The following is a 21,275-nucleotide window of genomic DNA, read 5'->3' as shown; positions in this document are numbered from 1 at the left end:
AAGGGGATTCACCAATGACAATTCCGCATTTATGCCTGCTCATCGTCGCGTTGTTGCCGTTTCCGTGGACCATGCTGGCGAAAGTCAGCAGGCGCTACGACAATCGCGTGCCACGCGCCTATCTTGCGCCGGTCTCGAAGGCTGGCGCGCGCGGGCTCATGCGGCGCATCAAAAGCTGAATTGAGTCGAAGGAGGAGTCGCCCATGAGCTTGTCGCACTTCACGACCGCGCGTTTGCTGTTGCGTCCGCGCAGCTTCGATGATCTAGAAGCATGCCTCGCCATGGATCGCGACGTCGAGGTCACGCGGCATATTCCGGGTCCGTGGCAGGATCCGGTCGCGCATCGGCAGTTCGTCGAGGGGCGCATGCGCTCCGCGTATCCCGACGGGCTCGGCTACTGGTCGATCTTCGAACGCGCTGCGCCGGAGCGTTTTCTCGGTTGGGTGCTGCTGATTCCAGAAGACGGCGCCGGCTCGGAGGTCGAAATCGGCTGGCGCCTGATGCGTTCCGCGTGGGGCAGAGGCATCGCGGGAGAGGCCGCGCGGGCGATCATCGAGCACGCGTTTGCGACGGTCGGACTGACCGCGGTGGTTGCGGGCATCGCGGCGGAAAACACTGCGTCGCGACAGCTTGCCGCGAAGCTGGGCATGCGCTGCCCGGAAGGCGCGCCGGTCGACGCGGACGGGTATGTGCGCTATCGGATCGAACGAGCCTGCGCGGGTTGAAACGCGGACTTCGCCGATGCCCGCAAGGTCGTCACTTAAATATATGCAATACACGCATCAGTCGAGCTGAAAAATCAATTGGATTCATGTTGCGTCGCGGAATAAGATGGTCGCCATCCCACTTATTTCGCCCTTTCCGACGCGCTATGTCAGTCAAATCAATCACTTCCGAGCCGCCTGTACGCCGCGAGCGCAGTCCGTTCGCCGTAGTCGCCGCGGTCACGCTGCTTACGGGCCTTGGCGCCGGCCTCGGCGGCATGCTGCTCGCGTTGCTGCTGCACGGCATCCAGCATCTCGCCTATGGCTACAGCGTGACGCATGTGATCAGCGCCGAGAGTTTTCTGCAAGGCGTCGGCGCTGCCGCGCCCGAACGCCGCCTGCTGGTGCTGACGATTTGCGGTCTCATCGCGGGTTTCGGCTGGTGGGCGCTGTATCGGTTCGGCCGGCCGCTCGTGAGCATTCGCGAGGCCATCAAGTCTGGCGATCCGCAAATGCCCGTCATGAGCACGACGATTCATGCCGTGCTGCAAATCGTCACCGTGGCGCTCGGTTCACCGCTCGGCCGCGAAGTCGCGCCGCGCGAAATCGGCTCGGCGTTGGCCGGCTGGCTGTCGCGCCGGGCGGGCCTGTCGGTCGCGCAGAGCCGGATCATGGTGGCGTGCGGCGCGGGCGCTGGTTTGGCCGCCGTCTACAACGTGCCGCTCGGCGGCGCGGTGTTCGTGCTCGAAGTGTTGCTGGGCACGTTCGGCTGGCCCGCTTTGGTGCCGGCCATCGTGACCTCGTCGGTGGCCGCGCTGGTCGCGCAACTGGCATTAGGCAACGAGCATCAATATCTCGTTGGGTCGATGACGCTGAGCCCCGCGCTCGTGGTCTGGTCGGTGGTGTGCGGTCCGATTTTCGGCGTGGCGGCGTGGAGCTTCGCGGAACTGATGAAACGCTCGCGCGCGGCCGCGCCGAAGAACTGGCGTCTGCCCGTGTTGTCGCTGCTGAACTTCGCGATGATCGGCGTCCTCGCGATGCATTTCCCGCAGTTGCTCGGCAATGGCAAGGGACCTGCGGGGCTGGCGTTCGATGGTGGCCTGACCATCAGTCTCGCCGCGATGCTATTGGTGCTGAAAGTGGTGATCACCGCGAGCAGTTTGCGCGCGGGCGCCGAAGGCGGGCTGCTCACGCCGGGACTCGCGAATGGCGCGTTGCTGGCGATCGTGCTCGGCGGATTGTGGAGTCTCGTGTGGCCGGGGGCGTCGTTGGGCGCATTTGCGGTGGTCGGCGCAACGGCGTTTCTCGCTGCCTCCATGCAGATGCCGATCACGGCCGTGGTGCTTATGTTCGAGTTCACCCGCGTGAGCCAGGACTTTCTGATTCCGGTGTTGTTTGCCGTGGGTGGCGCGCTGCTGGGTTTTCGTGCGTGCGTAAAGTGGGCGCCTGCGCTGCAGTCGAGCTTCGGGTTTGGCTGGAGTGGGGCGAGCAAAGCGCGATGAGCATGGTCGCCTGATGGTGACGCGGACGGCGAAAACGAAAGGAGAGCGAAAGGAAAGCCGGCGTGCACCTTGAAGTGAAATACGCTTTTATGTGAACGACGACAGGAGCGTTACGTTCTCGATGCTCGCAGCACCGCGCGCTTCTCACCGACGAGTCCGATGGCCGGCGAATCGCGAATGTACAGTTTCAGCAGAATAATGCGCACCTTCTGATATGCTTTTTTCCGTGCTCCGGCGCGTGAAATCCGCGTCGGTACCGACGGCATGCGGTATCCACTCAAGAGGGTTGCGATCATCATGACCAGTCAGTCGAATTCCCGGGGCGTGATCGGCGTCATCACGTTGCTCTTCACGGTGCTCACCGCGCTTTACTTGTTGATCGGTGGCACATGGCTTCTTTCGGTCGGCGGCTCCGCCTACTATCTCATCGCGGGCCTCGTGCTGTTGGGCGTGGCCTGGCTCCTGTGGCGGCGCAGTCCCGCCGCGCTCGTGCTCTATGCGCTTGTGCTGATCGGCACGGCAGTCTGGGCTCTGATGGAGTCGGGTCCCGACTTCTGGGCACTCGCGCCGCGCTCCGGTGTGCTCGTCATCTTCGGTGTGTGGTTGCTGCTGTTCGTGAGTTGGCGGCTCGTCGGCGAGCGCAAGCTGGGTGTGGTGTCACTCGTCGTCGCGCTCGTGGCATGGGCGGGCGTGCTGGTGTACGCGAGCTTCAACGATCCGCAGCAGGTCAACGGCACACTGAGCGCTTCCGCGCCCACGAGCGGCGCGGGCGCCGGCAGCGGGATCGACGCCGCCGACTGGCCCGCCTATGGGCGTACCCAAGAAGGCACTCGCTACTCGCCACTACGGCAGATCACGCCTGAGAATGTGAAGGATCTCCAGGTGGCCTGGACCTTCCGCACGGGCGACATGAAGGGGCCCAACGATCCTGTCGAAATCACCAACGAAGTCACGCCGATCAAGATCGGCGATCTGCTTTACCTGTGCTCGCCGCACCAGATTCTGTTCGCGCTCGACGCGAAGACGGGCACGCTCAAATGGAAGTTCGATCCGAGGCTGAAGTCCGATCCGTCGTTCCAGCATGTGACTTGCCGCGGCGTGTCGTATGTCGATCTGTCGGCCGGTGCGACGGCGGCCGCACCCGCGGCGGCGCCAGCGAGCGATGCGACTGCAGCCGCTTCGGTGCCGACGAGTGATGCGACCGCAGCCGCTGCGGCGTCGACGAGCGATGCCACCGCAACCGCCGCCGCGTCAACGAGCGACACCACCGCAGCCTGTACACGCCGCATCTACCTCCCCGTCAACGACGGCCACCTCTACGCCCTCGACGCGCTGACAGGCCAACGTTGCGAGGGCTTCGCCAACCACGGCGACCTCGACCTCCAGCACGCCCAGCCGGTCACGACGGCGGGCATGTACGAACCCACCTCGCCGTCGATCATCACCAGCAAGGTGATCGTCGTGGCGGGCGCGGTCGAGGACAACTTCTCGAACCGCGAGCCGTCGGGTGTCATCCGCGGCTTCGACGTGCGCACGGGCGAATTGCTCTGGGCGTTCGACCCGGGCGCGAAGGACCCGAATCACATTCCGGGCGCGGGCGAGCACTACACGTGGAACTCGCCCAATTCGTGGGCGCCTGCAGCGTACGACGCGAAACTGGACATCGTCTATCTGCCGATGGGTGTCACGACGCCGGATATCTGGGGCGGCGACCGCACGCCGGAGCAGGAGCGTTACGCGAGCGGCCTGCTCGCCCTCAACGCCTCGACCGGCAAGCTCGCCTGGTTCTACCAGACCGCGCACCACGACCTGTGGGACATGGACCAGCCGTCGCAGCCCACGCTCGCCGACATCACCGGCAAGGATGGTCAGAGCGTGCCGGTCGTCTACGCGCCCGCCAAGACCGGCAATCTGTTCGTGCTCGACCGCCGCACGGGTATGCCCGTCGTGCCGGCGCCCGAAACGCCCGTGCCGCAAGGCGCCGCCCCCGGCGACCATGTTGCGCCGACGCAGCCGTTCTCGCAGCTCACGTATCGCCCGTCGAAGAAGCTGACCGACGCCGACATGTGGGGCGCGACGATGTACGACCAGCTCGTCTGCCGCGTGATGTTCCACAAGCTGCGGTATGAAGGCACGTTCACGCCGCCGTCGCTGCAGGGCACGCTCGTGTTCCCGGGCAACCTCGGCATGTTCGAGTGGGGCGGCATTGCCGTCGACACCGACCGCCAGATCGCCGTCGCGAACCCGATCGCACTGCCGTTCGTCTCGCGTCTGATTCCGCGCGGCCCCGGCAATCCGTTGCAGCCCGTGCCCGGCGCCAAGGGCAGCGGCACGGAGTCAGGCATTCAGCCGCAATACGGCGTGCCCTACGGCGTGGTGATCAACGCGTTCCTTTCGCCGTTCGGCTTGCCGTGCAAGCAGCCGGCATGGGGCTACATCTCCGCGATCGATCTCAAGACCAATGAGATCGTGTGGAAGAAGCGCATCGGCACGGTGCGCGACAGTTCGCCGATTCCACTGCCGTTCAGAATGGGCATGCCGATGCTGGGCGGTCCGATCGTCACCGCGGGCGGCGTCGCATTTATCGGCGCGACGGCGGACAACTACATCCGCGGATTCGACGTGAACAACGGCAAACAGGTCTGGGAGGCCCGCCTGCCAGCGGGCGGCCAGGCCACGCCGATGAGTTATTCGATCAACGGCCGTCAGTACGTCGTGATCGCGGCCGGCGGGCATGGCTCGTTCGGCACGAAGCTCGGCGACTATGTGATTGCCTACGCGTTGCCACAGCAGTAGGCGGCACGCGCCGCCGCGGTTGTTTCAGTACGGCGGGCCGAAGGTTCCAGGCTCATGCAGCGGCATGCCGCGCGCGCGGGAAGCGCGCCGCGCATGCCGTTTTTTTTTGCGGTCAGATTTCTTGAGTCGCGCCGGCGGCTGTTCAATAAATGGGACGTCGGTTCAGGCAATAGCCGCGGAGGCGGGAAGCGTGGAGAATAATTTCTAAAGGAATTCGCAGCATTACAGCAAGCTTCCAGCGTGGGATCGGAGCAAGCGCTTTGCACTAGCTCCGGTCGACCGCATTCTGCATGGGACCGGAGCCAGTGCCAAAGCACTTACTCCGATCGACAGTGGAGTCCGCCGTGGATCTCACCGGATATGAGTTGGAGCCGCTGCACGACGACGGCGACTTCTCCCTCTATCGCGCCCGCAGACCCCGCCATGCCGTCTCGGTGCTTGCGCTGGTCGCCACGCGCCCGGCCTCGCAGAGCATCACCCGGCTCGAGCACGAATACGGATTAGCCCCGCTGCTCGATTCCAGCTGGGCAGCTCAGCCGCTCGCGCTGTACCGCCGCAGGGAGCCGCCCATGCTCGTTCTCGACGACGACGGCGGCGAGCCACTGTATCGCTCACTGGGCCGTCCGCTGGAGCTCACGCGCTGGTTGCGCATCGCCGTCAATCTGGCGCGGGTAATCGGCCACGTTCATCGCTGCGGTCTCGTTCACAAAGACATCAAGCCGGCGAATGTGCTCGTCGACGGAAGCGGCAACGTGCGGCTCACCGGCTTCGGCATCGCCTCGCAACTGCCGCACGAACATCAGCCGCCCGCGCCGCCGGAGATCGTGGCCGGCACCTTCGCGTACATGGCGCCCGAGCAGACGGGCCGCATGAACCGCTCGATCGACACGCGCAGCGATCTGTACTCGCTTGGCGTCACCCTGTACGAGATGCTCACCGGCGCGCTGCCGTTCACCGCATCGGACGCGATGGAATGGATTCATTGCCACATTGCGCGCAGGCCGACTCCGCCAGGCGAGCGCGTCGACGGTCTGCCGAAACCGGTCGAGGGGATCGTGCTGAAGCTCCTCGCCAAAGCCGCCGAGGACCGTTACCAGACCGCCGCAGGTGTCGAAGCCGACTTGCGGTCGTGCCTTGCGGCATGGGAGGCGCGCCATCGCGTCGAAGCGTTCCCGCTGGGTGCGCACGACGCGTCGGACCGCTTGCTGGTGCCCGAAAAACTCTACGGACGCGAGGTGCAGATTGAAGCGCTCGTGACCGCGTTCGATCGTGTCGTTGGCAGCGGGGCGGTCGAACTGGTGCTGATCTCGGGCTATCCTGGCATCGGCAAGTCGTCGGTCGTCAACGAGTTGCACAGGGTGCTGGTGCCGCCGCGCGGCCTGTTCGCGTCGGGCAAGTTCGACCAGTACAAGCGCGACATCCCTTATGTGCCATTTGCTCAAGCCTTCCAGACGCTCGTACGCAACCTGCTGAGCCAGAGCGACGCGGAGGTCGAGCCATGGCGGCACGCGCTGATGGAGGCGCTTGGGCCCAACGGTCAACTGATAGTGAATCTGATCCCGGAGCTCGCGCTGATCATCGGCGAGCAGCCGCCCGCGCCTGTGCTGCCGCCGCAAGATGCGCAAAACCGCTTCCAGATCGTATTTCGACGTTTTCTCGGCGTGTTCGCGCGACCGGAGCATCCGCTCGCACTGTTTATCGACGACCTGCAATGGGTCGATACGGCGACGCTCGACCTGCTCGCGCATCTGGTCACGCATCCGGAGGTGAAGCACGTTCTGCTGGTCGGCGCGTACCGGGACAACGAGGTGGATGCGTCGCATCCGTTTGCGCGCACGTTGGAGTCGATAAGCCACGCCGAAGGCAAGGTGCAGCGGATAGAACTTGCGCCGCTCACGGCGGCGAACGTCACGCAACTCGTTGCTGATTCGCTTCACTGCGACAGCGCGAGCGCCGGCCCGCTCGCGCAACTGGTGCACGAGAAGACGGGCGGCAATCCATTCTTCGCGATCCAGTTTCTGACCGCACTCGCCGATGAAGACCTGCTCACCTTCGACCAGCGCGCCGCGGGGTGGTGCTGGGATCTGCGGCGCATCCGTTCAAAGGGTTTTACCGAGAACGTCGCCGATCTGATGGCGGCGAAGCTGAGCCGCTTGCCTGCGCCGACGCGCGATGCATTGGGGCAACTGGCGTGCCTCGGCAACATCGCCGAAGTGCTCGCACTGACGTGGGTTCAGGGCGGATCCGAAGAGACGATGCACTCGAACCTATGGGAAGCCGTGCGAACGGGGCTCGTTTTTCGCGTGGCCGACGCCTATGAATTCGCCCACGACCGCGTGCAGGAGGCCGCTTATGCGCTGATTCCCGCCGACGAGCGCGCCGCCGCGCATCTGCGGATCGGCCGGGCGCTGGTGTCGCGGACCCCGTCGGACGCGCTGGAAGATGCCATCTTCGACATCGTCAACCATCTCAATCGCGGCGCGGCGCTGATCGTGACGGAGCCGGAGCGCGAGCAGGCCGTTGCGTTGAATCTCATCGCGGGGAGGCGCGCGATGAATTCGACGGCCTATGCGGCCGCGCGCAGCTATCTGGCGCAGGGTGTGGCGCTGCTGTCGCCCGATGCATGGACAGAGCGCTACGACAGCACCTTCGATCTCTTTCTCGCGTTTTCGGAGTGCGAATATCTGGTCGGCGATTTTGCGAAAGCCGACGCGCTGGTCGACATGATGCTCGCGAGAGCGCGCTCCAATCTCGATCGTGCGAAGGTCTTCAGTCTGCGCATCGAGTTGTATCAGCTCGCCGGAAGATATGACGAGAGCTTCGCGGTCGCGCTGGTTGCGCTGCGCGATTTCGGCATCCTCTTTCCTGAGACCGATCAGGATATCCAGGCGGCCCTCGACCGCGCATTGCAGGACGTTCACGTCAATCAGGCCGGGCGTTCCGTCGATGAACTCGTTGAGGTGCCAGCGGCGACGGATCCCGCGATTCGTGCAATCGTCAACCTTCTCCTTCAGGCGATGAACTGCGCTTTCGCCGCGCGGCCCGCGTTCTATCCGCTCATTACCCTCAAGGCGGTGAACCTCTCCTTGCAGCATGGCAATACCGAGAACTCCAGTTTTGCTTACGGCAATTACGCGTTGATGCTGGTGTCCCTGATCGGCAATATCCCCGCCGCGGTGCAATTTTCAGAGATGTCGCTCAAGCTGAACGAGAAGTTCGGCAATCGGCGCCTGAATGGCAAGCTGCTGCATCTGTACGGCGCGCACGTCAATTTCTGGCGCTGCCACATTGCAAACAATCTACCGGTGCTCGAACAGGCCACCGCTGCGTGCCTGGAAGCGGGCGACCTGGTTTTTGCAGGCAACGTCGCCTTCAACGCGGTTTGGCAGACGATTGAGAAAGGCGCTGCGCTTGAAGACGTGCAGACGCTCGCCGAGAAATACGCGGCGCTCGCGCGCGAGAGTCACAACGACGCGGTGTATGAGTTGATCCGGGTCGAGCGGCAATTCGTCATCAGTCTTCGCGGCAAGACGACCGAACCGTTGAACCTGAACGACGAGACATTCGACGAAGCAGCCTGCTTCGAGGCCATCATCAAATCGAATTTCGGCTGCGCGATCGGCGTTTATCGCATCATCAAGGTCGTGCTTGCTTTCCTCGATGGCCGCTATTTGGAGGCGTTGGAGGCGGCGGGCCGGGCGGAGGCGGTCCTCAGTTCCGTCATGGCACTGGCGATCGAACCGACCTATCACTTCTTTCATGCGCTCATCTTGACGGCGCTTTATCCGCAGGCATCCGGGCAACAGCAGCAAGCCTACAAGCACATTTTTGCGGCGAAACTCAGCAAGCTCGAAATGTGGGCCGAGCACTGTCCGGAGAACTATCAGAATCGCTATGCGCTTGTCTGTGCGGAGCTCGCGCGTCTGGAGGGCCGCGATCTCGACGCCATGCGCCTTTATGAACAGGCTGTCCACTCCGCTCATGAGAACGGCTTTCCACACCACGAGGGCATCGCCAACGAACTCGCCGGTCGCTTCTATTTAGGCAACGGTCTCAGAACGAGCGCCGATGCGTATTTGCGCAACGCGCGTCATTGCTTCGCCTTTTGGGGCGCGGACGGCAAAGTCGCGCAACTCGACGCGGAGTTCCCGCGCCTTGCCAATCAGGACGGAGGCCATGCGACGTCGACGCTCAGCTTCGATTGGCGGCAGTTCGACGCCGCGACGCTGCTCAAGGCGTCGCAAGCCCTTTCCAGCGAGATCGAACTGGATGGCCTGATCGAGCGCCTGATGACGATGGCGCTGCAGACCTCAGGCGCCGATCGCGGCCTGCTAGTTGTGCCGCAGCAGGCGGACGGCTACCGGATCGAAGCAGAAGCGCGCATCAACGAGCACGGGATCGCGTTGAACCGGGAGCCGCTTGCTCATTCCGCTGTTCCTGCCGCCGTTCTGCGTTATGTGATCCATACGCAAAAGAGCGTCATCGTCGACGATGCCTCGGCACCCAATATGTTCTCGCAGGACAGCTACGTGGCAAGTGGCGCGACGCGCTCCCTGTTCTGCCTGCCGCTGGTCAGGCAGGGCACGCTCAGTGGCCTGCTGTATCTCGAGAACACCGCTACGTCGCATGTTTTTACGGCGCGGCGCTACTCGCTGCTTGATTTGCTGGCGTCACAGGCGGCCATTTCGCTCGAGAACACGCGTCTTTATGCCGATCTTCAGGAGCGAGAGGCAAAGGTTCGGCGGCTGGTGGACTCCAACATCATCGGGATCCACATCTGGGACTTCGAAGGCAACGTTGTCGAAGCGAACGACGCTTTTCTGCGCATCGTGGGTTACAGCAGAGATGATCTCGTTTCAGCGCGTATTCGCTGGCCCGATCTGACTCCGCCCGAGTGGCGTGAACTCGACGAACGGGTGAGGGCGGAATTGACGACCATGGGAAGCGCGAAACCGTTCGAGAAGGAATACATCCGTAAGGATGGCAGCCGCGTGCCCGTGCTGGTCGGCGCGGCGGCGTTCGGCGACCGCGAGGGGGAGGGCGTCGCTTTCATACTCGACCTGACCGACCAGAAGCGGGCGCAACAGGACGTGCGCGACAGCGAACGACGATATGTCGGACTCCAGATGGAGCTGGCGCATTCCAATCGCGTGGCGACGATGGGCCAGCTATCGGCGTCGATTGCTCACGAAGTGAAGCAACCCATTACCGCAACGGTCGCCTACGCCAGTGCGGCCTTGCGCTGGCTGGCGGCGCGCCCGCCCAATCTGGACGAAGTGCGTCAGGCGCTCAACCGGATCGTCGCGGATGGTGGCCGCGCCAATAATATCGTCGACCGCACCCGCGCCTTCTTTAAAAAGGAGCCGCAGCGAAAAGACGGCCTCGACATCAACGAAACGATTCTCGAATTGATCGCGTTCATGCGAAGCGAAGCCGGCAAACACGGTGTCGAATTGATCGCGCAACTGGCTGATGGATTGCCGCAGATCCATGGCGATCGGGTGCAACTGCAGCAAGTCATGCTGAATCTGATGATCAACGCCCTTGAAGCGATGAGCGCCACGGAGGTCGGCGAGCGAACGCTTTTGATCCGATCCGGCAGGTCCGGCATCGACGAACTCTGCATTAGCGTGGAGGATTCCGGACCGGGTCTCGACGCGGAACATCTGGAAGGCGTCTTCGAAGCATTTTTTACGACCAAGCCCAACGGGCTGGGGATGGGGCTGCCGATCTGCCGCTCGATTGTGGAAAGTCACGGCGGACGGCTATGGGTAACGTCGAACTCCGCGGGGGGCGCCACGTTTCAGTTCACGTTGCCGGCGCAAGGCAATGTGGCGCGTCCGTAGCGCATCCGGCGCCAGGTTCAGACAGTCGCGACACGCACGCTGACGGACCGACGAATTTCAGCCAGTTCACTTCCGCAATATCTCGCCGATTAGTGCGAGTAGCCGCGCGTCGTCCACTGGCTTTGAGAAGAAACCGGCGGCTCCGCTGGCTTCCGCTCGTTCGAGAAGCTCTTGCGTCGCGTAGGCGGTAATGAAAATAACAGGAACCGGCCGTTTCCATAGTTTGATCGATTCCAGCAGCGCAAAACCGTCCATGCCCGGCATGTGAATATCCGCGACAACAAGCTTCAATGCCGAGCGGCGCATATCTCCTAAAAGATGGCTGGCGGACTCGTAAACGATCACTTTCCAGTTTGCCGAACGAAGCAAACTGGATGTCGCCATCCGGACGAATTCGTCGTCGTCCACCACCCCAATAACTGCAGGAGAGCGCTTTGTTCTCATCTCGAGTCCGCAGGGCATCGAAAGGGTTCAGAAAGGCTGAACCCTCTGGGCAAATTACAGGCCTACGGAACAGGCGACAATAAGACCTTAGAATGATTTTAGTGACAGTTCGTATTAGCCGCGATCGCTCCCGGCCGGGAACGGCGGATAGCGCACAGCGACTCCGGAAATTGCAATCCGACGCCTTAGTGCAGAGGCAACACCTGCTGTAACTTCCTGACGACATCGGGCACCGAGCGCGCCTGCAGTTTGTGCATCGCTTGTGCGCGATGGATCTTGACCGTCACTTCGCTCAGACACAGCAGGTCGGCGATCTGCTTGTTCAACAGTCCGTCGGCGACCAGCCTGATGACTTCCCGCTCGCGCGCCGTCAGCGAATCGTAGGTTTGACGGATACCCGCCACGATTCTCTCCTGGCGTTTCAATTCGCCATCCCTTTTGAGCGCCGCGGCGATCGTATCGATCAAATCCTGATCCTTGAAGGGTTTGGTCATGAAATCGAAAGCACCCGCCTTCATTGCCTTGACGGACATCTCGATGTCACCATGTCCGGTGAGAAATATGACCGGGAATCGAACACTTTCTTTGAAGGGGTCCTGCTGCAACGTCAGGCCGCTCGTGCCTCGCAGACGAACATCGAGAATCAGACAACTCGGCACGTCCGGCATGTCCGCGGCGAGAAAATCGTCGGCCGATTCGAACGCGCGCACGTGAATTCCAACCGACATGAGCAGAGAGGTCAGGGCGCCTCGAATGGACTCGTCGTCGTCGACCACATAAACAAGTGAGTCCGGCAATGATTCACTTCCCGCCCCAACGTTGTCATGTTTCATCGCTCGATCTTCGAAAAGTTCGTTACGCTAAGCCGACACCGCCGCTTTTCGTATAGTAAGCAATGCTCGCGCTTATCGCTACCTGTTGCGCATGGTCTTCCTTCGTTTCATTGCGTCGCTATCTATTCCATTACCCGGTAGCCGAGCGACGATTGGGCAGGGATGCTGTTTCTTCTGACGAATCGAATGGTCCTCATGACTGAAGCATCCGTTCGCATTCGCGCGTTCGCGGATTGACTCACAGCAGGCAGACACGACTCAGATCCACCGTCCGCCTATACACGTTTTTGTTGAGCCACGGAACGAAGGTGTACTCGTCGTAGGCGCGAGTGCCCACAAAAATCCAGTTGTGCAATACGCGAGACATGATTCCCTCCTCAAATAGGTGCGTCGGCGCGCAAGCGCATTTCTTTCGAATACGCTATTACTCGCAAGACCGCTTTTCGCGCGCCGACGCGACGGCGAATGCGATGACGCACGCGGCCTTGCTGAAGCATTCGATCGAAGAAAAGACTGCTATCGCGAAGGAATGGTTGAATTCCATCGGAAGCGCAGGTGCGATGGCCAACACGCTCGCGCCGCAGAGAAAGGCAAAAATTCCGCGAGCGAAACGTGCTTTGGCAACGGCAGCGAGACCCGTGCCGACCACGACGAGCTTCGACACGAGCAGGGCAAGCAGCCCGGCGTGGACGTCGGCCCCGCCCAATTCTAGTGGCGCTTCAATCAGAGACCACCCGCAGACGACAAGCACCAGTGTTTTGAACACCCGGTCGGAGAGCGCATTCACTGTGGTGGCTTCGGTGTGCATCCCGCGCGGTGCTGATGGGAGCGCGTCGCCATGCAGGCTGATCACCGGATTTGCTGCTTCCCTCGGATCCACGACTCGCCCCTCCAGGTGGTGGCGTGCGAGACGGCCGCACTCGCGATGAGATCAAGGTACATGGCCGAGCCGCTGAAAACCATTGTACGAACGGGTGGCAGTGCCAATGAAAAAGCGTGTGGAACTCATACGGCCGTATATGCAATGGGGGGCGAAATCCGGTCTCAGGCCTATCGATACGGGCAGACCGCCCGCGCCACACCTGCACGCAGCTATCGACGAACAGCAAGGCCTTGGTTACACGATGTAAAGAGTGAATTGAGGCTGGCGTGGTTCGTGGCATCGCGATTCGGTTCTATGATCCTTCCACCCGACGCCGCCCGGCGGCTTATCACGTGTTCTTCACGATCGGCGCAACGGGCCAGCGCAACAGTGGAATCTAACGGAATTAGCGATGAAACTCATATTTTTAGGCGATCCAATGTGCTCCTGGTGTTATGGCTTCAACAAGGAGATGACAACCCTCGTAGAGGCGATGCCCGACCTTGAAGTACAGGTGGTGCTCGGTGGCCTCGCCGCGGGCTCCACACAGCTTCTGGACGACGCAGGCAAGCAGTTTCGCCTGACACACTGGGCGCGCGTCGAGCAACTGAGCGGCGCGCGATTCAATCGTGAAGCGTTGCTGGCGAGGAAGAATTTTGTCTACGACACCGAACCGGTCTGCCGCGCGGTAGTGACGGCACGTCTGATCAAGCCCGCGGCTAACCTGCTGACGGTCTTCGGCGCGTTCCAGCGGGCATTCTATGTCGATGGACTTGACACCACGGACGGTAAGGTTCTCGCGGGCATCGGCGCGCCGGCCTTGAAGGCGGAGGGGTTTGACGTCGACGCCGATACGTTTCTCGCCGTCTGGTCCTCCGACGAAGCGATACAGGCCGCTCGCGCGGATTTCGCGCTGACCCGCCGTTTGGGTGTGTCGGGTTTCCCATCGTTGTTTGTCGAGCAGAACGGAAAGATCGCGCAGGTTAGTTCGGGCTACGCTACGGCGGCCAGCGTTCAACAGACGCTCATGCGCCTCGCCGCATAAGCGCACCGACTGGGCGGAGAGCGTAGGACGTCGCGCAAGAATGCAGTCATGCCGATCGCCGGGCGCGGACGTGCGGCGCCAGGTGTATGCAGGGAAGGAATCGGGCCGACGCCAGAAGTAGTGCCGAGGAAAAAGCCCTTTTCCTGAGCGCGTATTTTATCCACACTCTAATGGCCATATCATGGCTTCGAAGCAAATACGCGGACGCTCCGATAGGTGACAAGCGGCAGCCGCCCTTGGGCGTTTGAGCCATCGGCCGTCTGTTCGGGGCGCTTAAAGTGTTGTTACCGGCTTAACATCCGGTTCAGCGAGAATGAAACGTTAGGTTTCGATTCATGAGGAGCGCGGCCATGCTGATCAGCCGAATGGACCCGTGGGGTCAGACAATACGACTGTTGTCATCGGGATTTCGATGCCCCGACGCGGACGCCGATACGAGGCCGGTGCCAACACGCGGGACGTCCGATGGTTTCAAAGCGATGCCGGGTACTGGTCACTTGCCTCATCTGAAAGTGAGTCTGATTGAGCGGACCACCTCGCTCACCGTGACCATTGCGTGGCGGGACCCGACCAGCTGCTTCTACGGCGCTCAGGTCTGGCGGGTCGCGAACGCCAAGGTGTCGGGGACATGCGTGTTGAGCGGGCAACGGATCAGGCGCGGGGACCGCATATTTCATCCGCAGCGCTCGAAGCCCGCGCCGGTCAATGCCCGCGCGATGATCCTCGAATCGGCCCTCAACGCAATCGAGCCGTTGCAGACCAGCCCGATCTAGACGCTTCTCAATTCGCCAGCCGACGTCCTTACTGTATTCGTGCGCCCGCTAAGGGCCGCGACGTCTCCCCACTACATGATGCGGCGCGATAGCCGTGTCCTGAGACCACGCAAGAATTGCCGAAAGAGCATACAGGCGGGATAGGCGCGCGCATCCGAACGTATTAGTCGAGCACGCGAGTGCACGATGCGTTACACCATATCGAACAATGGTGCCACGCAGCGTTCGCGCTTACCCTTCATTCGTTTCCCGGCCGTTTGAATTGTCTCGCCAGCGACGATTCGCGGCGCCTGAATATTCTGCTCTACATCTCTACATTGAACAGTGAGGTGCGAGATGGACCAGCTTTACATGTTGCGTGCATTCGTTGCCGCCGCACGGTATCAAAGCTTCAGCAAGGCTGCGGAATCTCTGAATGTGACCACGGGGTCGGTATCGAAAGCGATCGCCAAGCTCGAAGGGTGCATCCAGACGAGAGTCTTGCTCAGGACGACAAGGTCTGTTTCTTTGACTGAAGCGGCGCAACCCTACTACCAGAGTTGCTGCCGTTTGCTCGAAGAACTCGACGAAGCCAATCGTCGCATTACGCGCTCACGTGAAGTCGACAGCGGAAAGCTGCGGCTGATCGTGCATCCGATGCTGATGAGTGAAACGTTCTCGCGCCTGGTGCGGGGCTATCACGCCATTGCCCCCAATGTAAATCTGATCGTCTCCGTTCAGGAGGGAGCCGCCAACCTGTACGACGGCCGATTCGACATGGCGATTCTTCCGCCGCATCTTGTCGAGCAGTCTGCCGTGATTCGCCGCACGTTGTCGAAGTCACAGCGTATCTTCGTCGCAGCGCCTGCTTATCTGGAACAGTACGGTGTTCCTCTGACCGCCGCCGAGCTGAACCATCACTTTCTTCTGCTGGACACGGATTCGCGGAAAAAAGGCGTGGACGTCGTCGATCTGCTCGAGGGCGAAACACGGGTGAGCGTGTCTCCCATGTCGTCGATGGACGGGAACGAAATTTTGCTCAGGGCAGCAGCAGTCATGGGGACCGGCATTGCCGCATTGCCGGAGACCATGGTGCGTGAGGATATCGAAGCCGGGCGGCTTACGCATATCTTGCCGCAGTGCACGACATTCGACAGCAAGGTCGAAATGTGTCTCTTCTACTCGCACCGGGAACTGCTTCCGGCGAGGCTCAGGACATTCGTCGATTATTGCATCCAGTTTTTCAGATCATCGGCTCGATACGACGTCAGGGATGCCGCGACTGTTTTGCCGTTGAACGACTATCGGGAAGAGTACAGCTGGCGGCCGGCTGAGGCTCGATATGCGCGGCCTTCACCATTCGAATCGGTGGGCCGGTGACCCGGGCACCGGCGGAATGAAGGTTATTCGGCGTTGACCGAATCGGCGCCTGGGCTCGCTTCCTTGCGGGTTATTTGGGGCGTGACGATTGGCATGATGTTCCCCTTGATCCAAGTCGATAAACCGGCCGCCGGTTAAAGGCTAGGGGCGGCCGTCGGGTCGTATGGGACGGCGACTGCCATCGCACGGTCGGGTTCAGTGACCAGCACTCTGACCGCCATCGACGTGCAGGATTTCGCCAGTGATGAATGGGGCGGAATCCAGATACAGGATCGCATTCACGACATCGCTCATTTCGCCCATATGACCCATCGGATGCAGCGCGCCGAGCGCCGCGTGCGTTTCCGTCGGGTGCATCGGCGACTTGATGATGCCTGGCGCGACCGCGTTGGCGCGAATGCCGCGTTTGGCGTATTCGATCGCGAGGGAGCGGGTTGCCGCGTTCAGGCCGCCCTTGGTGAGCGCGGCGAGCACCGCAGGCACACCGTCGATCGCGTAGTCGGCCAGCGTCGTGCTGATGCTGACAACATGGCCGCTGGAATGCTTCTCCATTTCAGCAATGGCGAGCTGCGTGATGTAGAAAAAGCCGTTCAGGTTCACACCCGTGATCGATGCATAGTCTTCGGCGGTATAGGTGGTAAAGGGTTTGGCGACGAAGATGCCGGCGTTGTTGACGAGCGTGTCGATCCGGCCAAAGCGAGCCACGGCTTCGCTGATCACGCGGCGGGCGGTGTCGGGATCGGCGATGTCGCCAGTCACGGTCAGGACGTTGGGATCCTCGGAGGGCTTGATGCTGCGTGCGGTGGCCGCCACGCGATAGTCGAGCTTGCGGAACGCCTTGACGACTTCTGCGCCGATGCCTTGTGAGGCGCCGGTAACGACAACGACCTTTTGTGGCGTACTCATGGAGAACCTCCGAATCGATTGAGTGGACGCTGCCATTGATCGGGTCCACGGCTCCGATAAGAGGCTAATCTAGGCGCTTTGGCACCGGGTTCGAATACCCTCCGGCGACAAACAGACTTGCGTGCGAGGAACAAGTCAGGTGCGACGCGCGCGGCTTGAAGGTGGCTGGGTCTGAGAATTGTTCACTATTGATTTGCCTACTTGAAGCTTTTTGAAAGGGGATCTTTACTGGAGACTTCTTGCATGTTCATCCTGCCTCTTGGTAAGCCATCGGATACAACAATCCGGTCAGGCCGAACAGCAAGGAGTCCGGCATTCCAGATTAGCTAGACGAGTCGCCAGGATAGAACCCATCAGTCACCCTTGAATCACCGAAACACGAGGAGCTTGACATGAGCAATGCACAAACACGCGACGAAGCCAGGACGGCCACAGGTACAGCGCAGACGGTCGACATGAAGCTCGAGATCGTTGTCATCCCGGTCTCCGATATCGATCGCGCCAAGCCGTTCTACGTCAGGTTAGGTTGGAGGCTCGACGTCGATATCGCGAAAGATGATTCATTTCGGGTTGTCCATTTCACGCCTCCGGGCTCGCAATGCTCAATCCTTTTCGGCAAGGGCGTCACGACGGAAGAGCCGGGATCGGTGCAGGGACTTCATCTCATTGTGTCCGACATAACCAGGGCGCACGCTGAGCTTGTCGAGCGCGGCATCGACGTGAGCGAAGTTTTCCATGATGCCGGCGGCCTTTTCCATCGCGCGGGCAAGGAGGGACGCGTGAGCGGCCCGCAACCGGCGCGGAGCAGCTATGGTTCGTTCGCTTCGTTCAGCGATCCTGACGGCAATGGCTGGGTCTTCCAGGAGGTCACCACCCGACTCCCCGGAAGAGTGGACGCGTACGCCACGACATTCACTTCGGCAGTGGAACTCGCAGGGGCGCTACGACGCGCCGCGGCCGCGCATGGCGAATACGAAAAACTCTCCGGACAGCATGACGAAAACTGGCCGGACTGGTATGCCGACCATATCGTTGCAGAGCAGGCCGGCACGCAGCCGCCGGCATGAACCTCGCGGCTGATGCCTCGCCCGGCTACGAACGAGTGGAATTACTTGTCCGGTTGATTGACCTGGCCGGTGTACCGGTCGAGATGAATTTCGACGTCAGGCTTTTTCTGCAGTCCGAGTTCCATCAGATTTTTGATGTCCCGCTGTGCCGCTGGACGTTGTACGGAGGTAATGAATGCGTCCCACTGCGGCCCGACTTCGCTATCGGGAGGGAGAGTAGCAATGTTCACGAAGTGCTTGATCTCCCCGATGGTTTGCTTGTCGAAGGATGCAATGCGGCGGGCGAGGGTATCGACGAACCTGTCCAATTCGGCATCCGGAAAGGAGCGGTTGACGTAGCCGTAGCGTTCGGCAAGTTCGCCGTTGATATCGTTGCCGCTCAGCAGAATTTCCAGTGCGCGGCCTCGTCCCATTAGACGGGGAAGACGGGACATCGGTCCGCCCCCGGGAACGAATCCGGCACCCACTTCGAATTGGGAGAGCACGGCTTTTTCACGGCTGGCGAAGCGCATGTCGGACGCAAGGGACAACTCACTGCCAACGCCCGTAGCCCGGCCCCGGATCGACACAATCGACACCACGGAAGAGCGGCTCAGGCGAGTGAGCATATCGGGTAGCGGCGCCATCCCTGTCGGACCGGGCGGCATGCGCGTCGTGACTTCGAGGGGCGGTATGAAGTCGTAGTGAGTCAGAAAAAAACCGGGTACTGCGCTATCGAACACCACGACCTTCAGTTCGGGATCGTTCTCTATCTGGGTGATCACGCTGTTCAATTGCGGTATGGATTCCGGACCAAAGATATTGAAGGGCGGATGGTCGATGGTGACGCGCCAGTATGCCGGCGTCACGTGCTTGATCCTGAACTCCTGCTGCGCACCGGCTTCCGGCTGTGCACTTTGATTCGCAGCGCCGCTCGCCTGGTCGTTCTGTGCTATCGCGCTGCCGTTGAAAAACAGAGGGCCTGCGACGAGTGCCATCAGCAGTTGGGTCAGTTTCATGTTGGCTTCCTTTTTGATGCCGAGGAAATTCGGGGAGGAAAGAATGCACGGGACATCGGGTCCACACGAGTTAGTGTAGGCACCGGTTCGGCAGATACCAATGAACATGACTGCACCGGACAATCAAGAATCGGCGAAATATATTGAGCGATGCGAAGTAATACGGGATCTCAATCCATACGGCGATGACTGGAAAAGTCGAAGCCAACGGATTTGTTCGCGACCGACACAACTGTTGTTCTAAGCTGGCCATTTACCCGGAGGGCTTGCTTCCACACAATCGCTACAACTACTGCGAACTGCGGTTTGCGGCCGGTCGAAGCGATAACGATGTGAGGCTTGCCAACTGGCTGCCTCTACAGGCGGCTCAATTGGACAATCGTGAAGGCGCTTGCCCAGAATATTGCGGTACTGCCGCACTCATCGCTCCGCCTCATTGGACTATTTGCCAAACAGGAGCTTGTATGGTTGACAATATTCTTCCCCAGACCCCGTCGCGCCGCCGATTTATCGGTGTGGCAGCGGCGGCCGCTGTTGCGGGCTCGTTGAGTCGACTTGCTTTTGCGGAAACGAATCAAACTATCACTGAAGTCACGAAGTCGAGCGGCGGTGACAAGACCGCTATTCGTCCGCTTCGTGTGCACGCGCCGGAATCGCAGCTCATCGAATTGAAGAGCCGTATCAAGGCAACCAGGTGGCCAGACCGCGAGACGGTGACTGATGCGTCACAAGGCGTGCAACTCGCGACAATGCAGAAGCTCGCGCGTTATTGGGTGAGCGGCTATGACTGGCGCAAAGTCGAAGCGAGGCTGAACGCGTTGCCGCAATTTGTCACCGAGATTGATGGGGTCGACATTCATTTCATCCACGTTCGTTCGAAAGATGCCAATGCGTTGCCTGTCATCGTCACGCACGGGTGGCCCGGTTCGATCATCGAGCAGTTGAAGATCATCGGTCCACTGACCAATCCGACCGCCCATGGCGGGTCGGCGTCGGACGCATTCGACGTGGTGATTCCATCGCTCCCGGGTTACGGGTTCTCAGGCAAACCGACGGCGACTGGCTGGGATCCTGTTCGCATCGCACGCGCGTGGGTCGTACTGATGAAACGGCTCGGCTACACGCGATATGTGGCGCAAGGTGGCGATTGGGGGAATGCTGTTACGGAGCAGATGGCTCTGCTGGCACCGCCGGAACTGCTCGGCATTCATACCAACATGCCGGCAACTGTGCCGGACGACATCGCACAGGCGCTCAAGCTCGGAGAGCCGGCGCCGGCAGGTCTCTCGCCTGATGAAAAGCACGCGTTCGATCAGCTCGACTATTTCTACAAGCACGGCCTTGGCTACGCATTGGAGATGGCGAACCGCCCGCAAACGTTGTACGGCATTGAGGATTCGCCTGTCGGCCTCGCCGCGTGGATGCTCGACCACGACTCAGCCAGCCAGGCGCTTATCGCACGAGTGTTCGACGGTCAGTCCGAGGGGCTTACGCGAGACGACGTTCTCGACAACGTGACGCTCTACTGGCTCACGAACACGGCAATTTCGTCAGGCCGCTTGTATTGGGAGAACAAGCTCAACTTCTTTGCTCCGAAGCACGTTGCCATCCCGGTTGCCGTCAGCGTCTTTCCAGATGAAATCTACGCTGCGCCGCAAAGCTGGACAGCCAAGGCGTATCCGAAGCTGATTCACTACAATCGCCTTCCCAAAGGCGGACATTTTGCGGCTTGGGAGCAGCCGCAACTTTTCTCGGAAGAAGTTCGCGTGAGCTTCCGGTCTCTGCGGTGAACGCAAAAATATAGGCGACATCGGAACGGTTGGTGGGATCGTAAAGTGCCTGTTCGCTGACCTTCTGTTTGAGGGAGGTCAGCGACGAGAACATGGGCCTCGTAGGCACATCTTGTCGCACGCGGCAGAACGGTGGTTCAACGAGGACTGTCCTGCCTGGCATACGTCGATTCCCATCCACCACCGAGCACCTTGCACAGCGTGATGAGGTTCGCGTCAGCGTCGGCCTTGCTCTGTTCGAGATTACTCTGCGCATCGAGCAACTGTTTCTGCACGTTCAGCACGTCGAGGAAATCCACCGCACCTGCCTTGTACCGTTGCTGCGCAATCGACAGCGCGCGCTGGTTCAG

The 21,275-nt window shown here is 61.0% G+C and carries 17 protein-coding genes; 10 read left to right on the top strand and 7 right to left on the bottom strand.

The features are described 5' to 3' along the window. Window positions 1-14: 14 nt before the first annotated feature. The 3 genes from B0G75_RS40875 (at window position 15) to B0G75_RS31595 (ending at window position 2,206) form a co-directional block, all read left to right on the top strand. Window positions 15-179, top strand: coding sequence for a hypothetical protein (locus B0G75_RS40875; protein ID WP_181309401.1), 165 nt, complete (start codon window positions 15-17; stop codon window positions 177-179). Next, entirely contained in the window at window positions 180-725 is a 546-nt protein-coding gene (locus B0G75_RS31600) for a GNAT family N-acetyltransferase (RefSeq protein WP_374956937.1), read from the top strand. 146 nt (window positions 726-871) lie between these two features. After that, window positions 872-2,206, top strand: a complete 1,335-nt coding sequence (locus tag B0G75_RS31595; RefSeq protein ID WP_106313937.1) for a chloride channel protein — start codon at window positions 872-874, stop codon at window positions 2,204-2,206. A gap of 110 nt (window positions 2,207-2,316) precedes the next feature. On the opposite strand, the gene B0G75_RS40335 is transcribed toward B0G75_RS31595, so the two are convergent. Further along, the gene (locus B0G75_RS40335; RefSeq protein WP_146142557.1) at window positions 2,317-2,505 is read right to left on the bottom strand and encodes a hypothetical protein; all 189 of its coding nucleotides are present in this window, start codon (window positions 2,503-2,505) and stop codon (window positions 2,317-2,319) included. Between B0G75_RS40335 and B0G75_RS31590 the strand changes: the two genes are divergently transcribed. Together B0G75_RS31590 and B0G75_RS31585 are read left to right on the top strand one after the other, a co-directional pair. After that, window positions 2,504-5,002 carry a glucose/quinate/shikimate family membrane-bound PQQ-dependent dehydrogenase gene (locus B0G75_RS31590; protein ID WP_106314041.1) on the top strand — a complete coding sequence of 833 codons (2,499 nt, stop codon included), beginning with the start codon at window positions 2,504-2,506 and terminating at the stop codon, window positions 5,000-5,002. The genes B0G75_RS40335 and B0G75_RS31590 overlap by 2 nt on opposite strands. 344 nt (window positions 5,003-5,346) lie before the next feature. Further along, window positions 5,347-10,848: an ATP-binding sensor histidine kinase gene (locus tag B0G75_RS31585; protein ID WP_106313936.1), complete on the top strand. Its 5,502-nt coding sequence runs from the start codon at window positions 5,347-5,349 to the stop codon at window positions 10,846-10,848. A 66-nt stretch (window positions 10,849-10,914) separates the two neighbouring features. On the opposite strand, the gene B0G75_RS31580 is transcribed toward B0G75_RS31585, so the two are convergent. From B0G75_RS31580 to B0G75_RS31570, 3 genes are all read right to left on the bottom strand, one after another. Further along, complete coding sequence (locus B0G75_RS31580; RefSeq protein WP_181309395.1) at window positions 10,915-11,292, bottom strand: response regulator; 378 nt, start codon at window positions 11,290-11,292, stop codon at window positions 10,915-10,917. Between the two features lie 185 nt (window positions 11,293-11,477). Continuing rightward, the gene (locus B0G75_RS31575) at window positions 11,478-12,125 is read right to left on the bottom strand and encodes a response regulator transcription factor (RefSeq protein WP_106313934.1); all 648 of its coding nucleotides are present in this window, start codon (window positions 12,123-12,125) and stop codon (window positions 11,478-11,480) included. Window positions 12,126-12,549: 424 nt separating this feature from the next. Continuing rightward, entirely contained in the window at window positions 12,550-13,005 is a 456-nt protein-coding gene (locus B0G75_RS31570; RefSeq protein WP_106313933.1) for a hypothetical protein, read from the bottom strand. 394 nt (window positions 13,006-13,399) lie between these two features. Between B0G75_RS31570 and B0G75_RS31565 the strand changes: the two genes are divergently transcribed. The 3 genes from B0G75_RS31565 to B0G75_RS31555 all read left to right on the top strand — a co-directional run bounded on the left by B0G75_RS31565 (window position 13,400) and on the right by B0G75_RS31555 (window position 16,164). Next, window positions 13,400-14,032: a DsbA family protein gene (locus B0G75_RS31565; protein WP_106313932.1), complete on the top strand. Its 633-nt coding sequence runs from the start codon at window positions 13,400-13,402 to the stop codon at window positions 14,030-14,032. Window positions 14,033-14,382: 350 nt separating this feature from the next. Continuing rightward, the gene (locus tag B0G75_RS31560; protein ID WP_181309394.1) at window positions 14,383-14,805 is read left to right on the top strand and encodes a DUF3331 domain-containing protein; all 423 of its coding nucleotides are present in this window, start codon (window positions 14,383-14,385) and stop codon (window positions 14,803-14,805) included. A 336-nt stretch (window positions 14,806-15,141) separates the two neighbouring features. Beyond that, entirely contained in the window at window positions 15,142-16,164 is a 1,023-nt protein-coding gene (locus tag B0G75_RS31555) for a LysR family transcriptional regulator (RefSeq protein WP_106313930.1), read from the top strand. A 195-nt stretch (window positions 16,165-16,359) separates the two neighbouring features. Here B0G75_RS31555 and B0G75_RS31550 read toward each other — a convergent pair whose 3' ends face one another. Further along, window positions 16,360-17,070: an SDR family NAD(P)-dependent oxidoreductase gene (locus tag B0G75_RS31550; protein WP_106313929.1), complete on the bottom strand. Its 711-nt coding sequence runs from the start codon at window positions 17,068-17,070 to the stop codon at window positions 16,360-16,362. A 392-nt stretch (window positions 17,071-17,462) separates the two neighbouring features. Here B0G75_RS31550 and B0G75_RS31545 point away from each other — a divergent pair, with 392 nt between their 5' ends. Beyond that, entirely contained in the window at window positions 17,463-18,137 is a 675-nt protein-coding gene (locus B0G75_RS31545) for a VOC family protein (protein ID WP_106313928.1), read from the top strand. Window positions 18,138-18,178: 41 nt separating this feature from the next. Here B0G75_RS31545 and B0G75_RS31540 read toward each other — a convergent pair whose 3' ends face one another. Then, window positions 18,179-19,135 carry an enoyl-CoA hydratase/isomerase family protein gene (locus tag B0G75_RS31540; protein ID WP_106313927.1) on the bottom strand — a complete coding sequence of 319 codons (957 nt, stop codon included), beginning with the start codon at window positions 19,133-19,135 and terminating at the stop codon, window positions 18,179-18,181. Window positions 19,136-19,599: 464 nt separating this feature from the next. Between B0G75_RS31540 and B0G75_RS31535 the strand changes: the two genes are divergently transcribed. Next, window positions 19,600-20,925, top strand: a complete 1,326-nt coding sequence (locus tag B0G75_RS31535; RefSeq protein ID WP_106313926.1) for an epoxide hydrolase family protein — start codon at window positions 19,600-19,602, stop codon at window positions 20,923-20,925. Between the two features lie 137 nt (window positions 20,926-21,062). Here the strand turns inward: B0G75_RS31535 and B0G75_RS31530 are convergent. Beyond that, a partial coding sequence (locus B0G75_RS31530) for a TolC family protein (protein ID WP_146142556.1) occupies window positions 21,063-21,275 on the bottom strand: 213 nt, incomplete at its 5' end.

Source organism: Paraburkholderia sp. BL18I3N2 (assembly GCF_003001875.1).
GTDB classification, from domain to species: Bacteria; Pseudomonadota; Gammaproteobacteria; order Burkholderiales; family Burkholderiaceae; genus Paraburkholderia; species Paraburkholderia phytofirmans.
The sequence above is the reverse complement of the archived record's forward strand: the minus strand, read 5'-3'. Positions and strand labels throughout refer to the sequence as shown.

Coding starts and splice junctions, on each gene's coding strand:
- B0G75_RS40875 (WP_181309401.1), top strand. CDS start 15: ATGACAATTCCGCATTTATGCCTGCTCATCGTCGCGTTGTTGCCGTTT.
- B0G75_RS31595 (WP_106313937.1), top strand. CDS start 872: ATGTCAGTCAAATCAATCACTTCCGAGCCGCCTGTACGCCGCGAGCGC.
- B0G75_RS31590 (WP_106314041.1), top strand. CDS start 2,504: ATGACCAGTCAGTCGAATTCCCGGGGCGTGATCGGCGTCATCACGTTG.
- B0G75_RS40335 (WP_146142557.1), bottom strand. CDS start 2,505: ATGATGATCGCAACCCTCTTGAGTGGATACCGCATGCCGTCGGTACCG.
- B0G75_RS31580 (WP_181309395.1), bottom strand. CDS start 11,292: ATGAGAACAAAGCGCTCTCCTGCAGTTATTGGGGTGGTGGACGACGAC.
- B0G75_RS31575 (WP_106313934.1), bottom strand. CDS start 12,125: ATGAAACATGACAACGTTGGGGCGGGAAGTGAATCATTGCCGGACTCA.
- B0G75_RS31565 (WP_106313932.1), top strand. CDS start 13,400: ATGAAACTCATATTTTTAGGCGATCCAATGTGCTCCTGGTGTTATGGC.
- B0G75_RS31560 (WP_181309394.1), top strand. CDS start 14,383: ATGCTGATCAGCCGAATGGACCCGTGGGGTCAGACAATACGACTGTTG.
- B0G75_RS31555 (WP_106313930.1), top strand. CDS start 15,142: ATGGACCAGCTTTACATGTTGCGTGCATTCGTTGCCGCCGCACGGTAT.
- B0G75_RS31550 (WP_106313929.1), bottom strand. CDS start 17,070: ATGAGTACGCCACAAAAGGTCGTTGTCGTTACCGGCGCCTCACAAGGC.
- B0G75_RS31545 (WP_106313928.1), top strand. CDS start 17,463: ATGAGCAATGCACAAACACGCGACGAAGCCAGGACGGCCACAGGTACA.
- B0G75_RS31540 (WP_106313927.1), bottom strand. CDS start 19,135: ATGAAACTGACCCAACTGCTGATGGCACTCGTCGCAGGCCCTCTGTTT.
- B0G75_RS31535 (WP_106313926.1), top strand. CDS start 19,600: ATGGTTGACAATATTCTTCCCCAGACCCCGTCGCGCCGCCGATTTATC.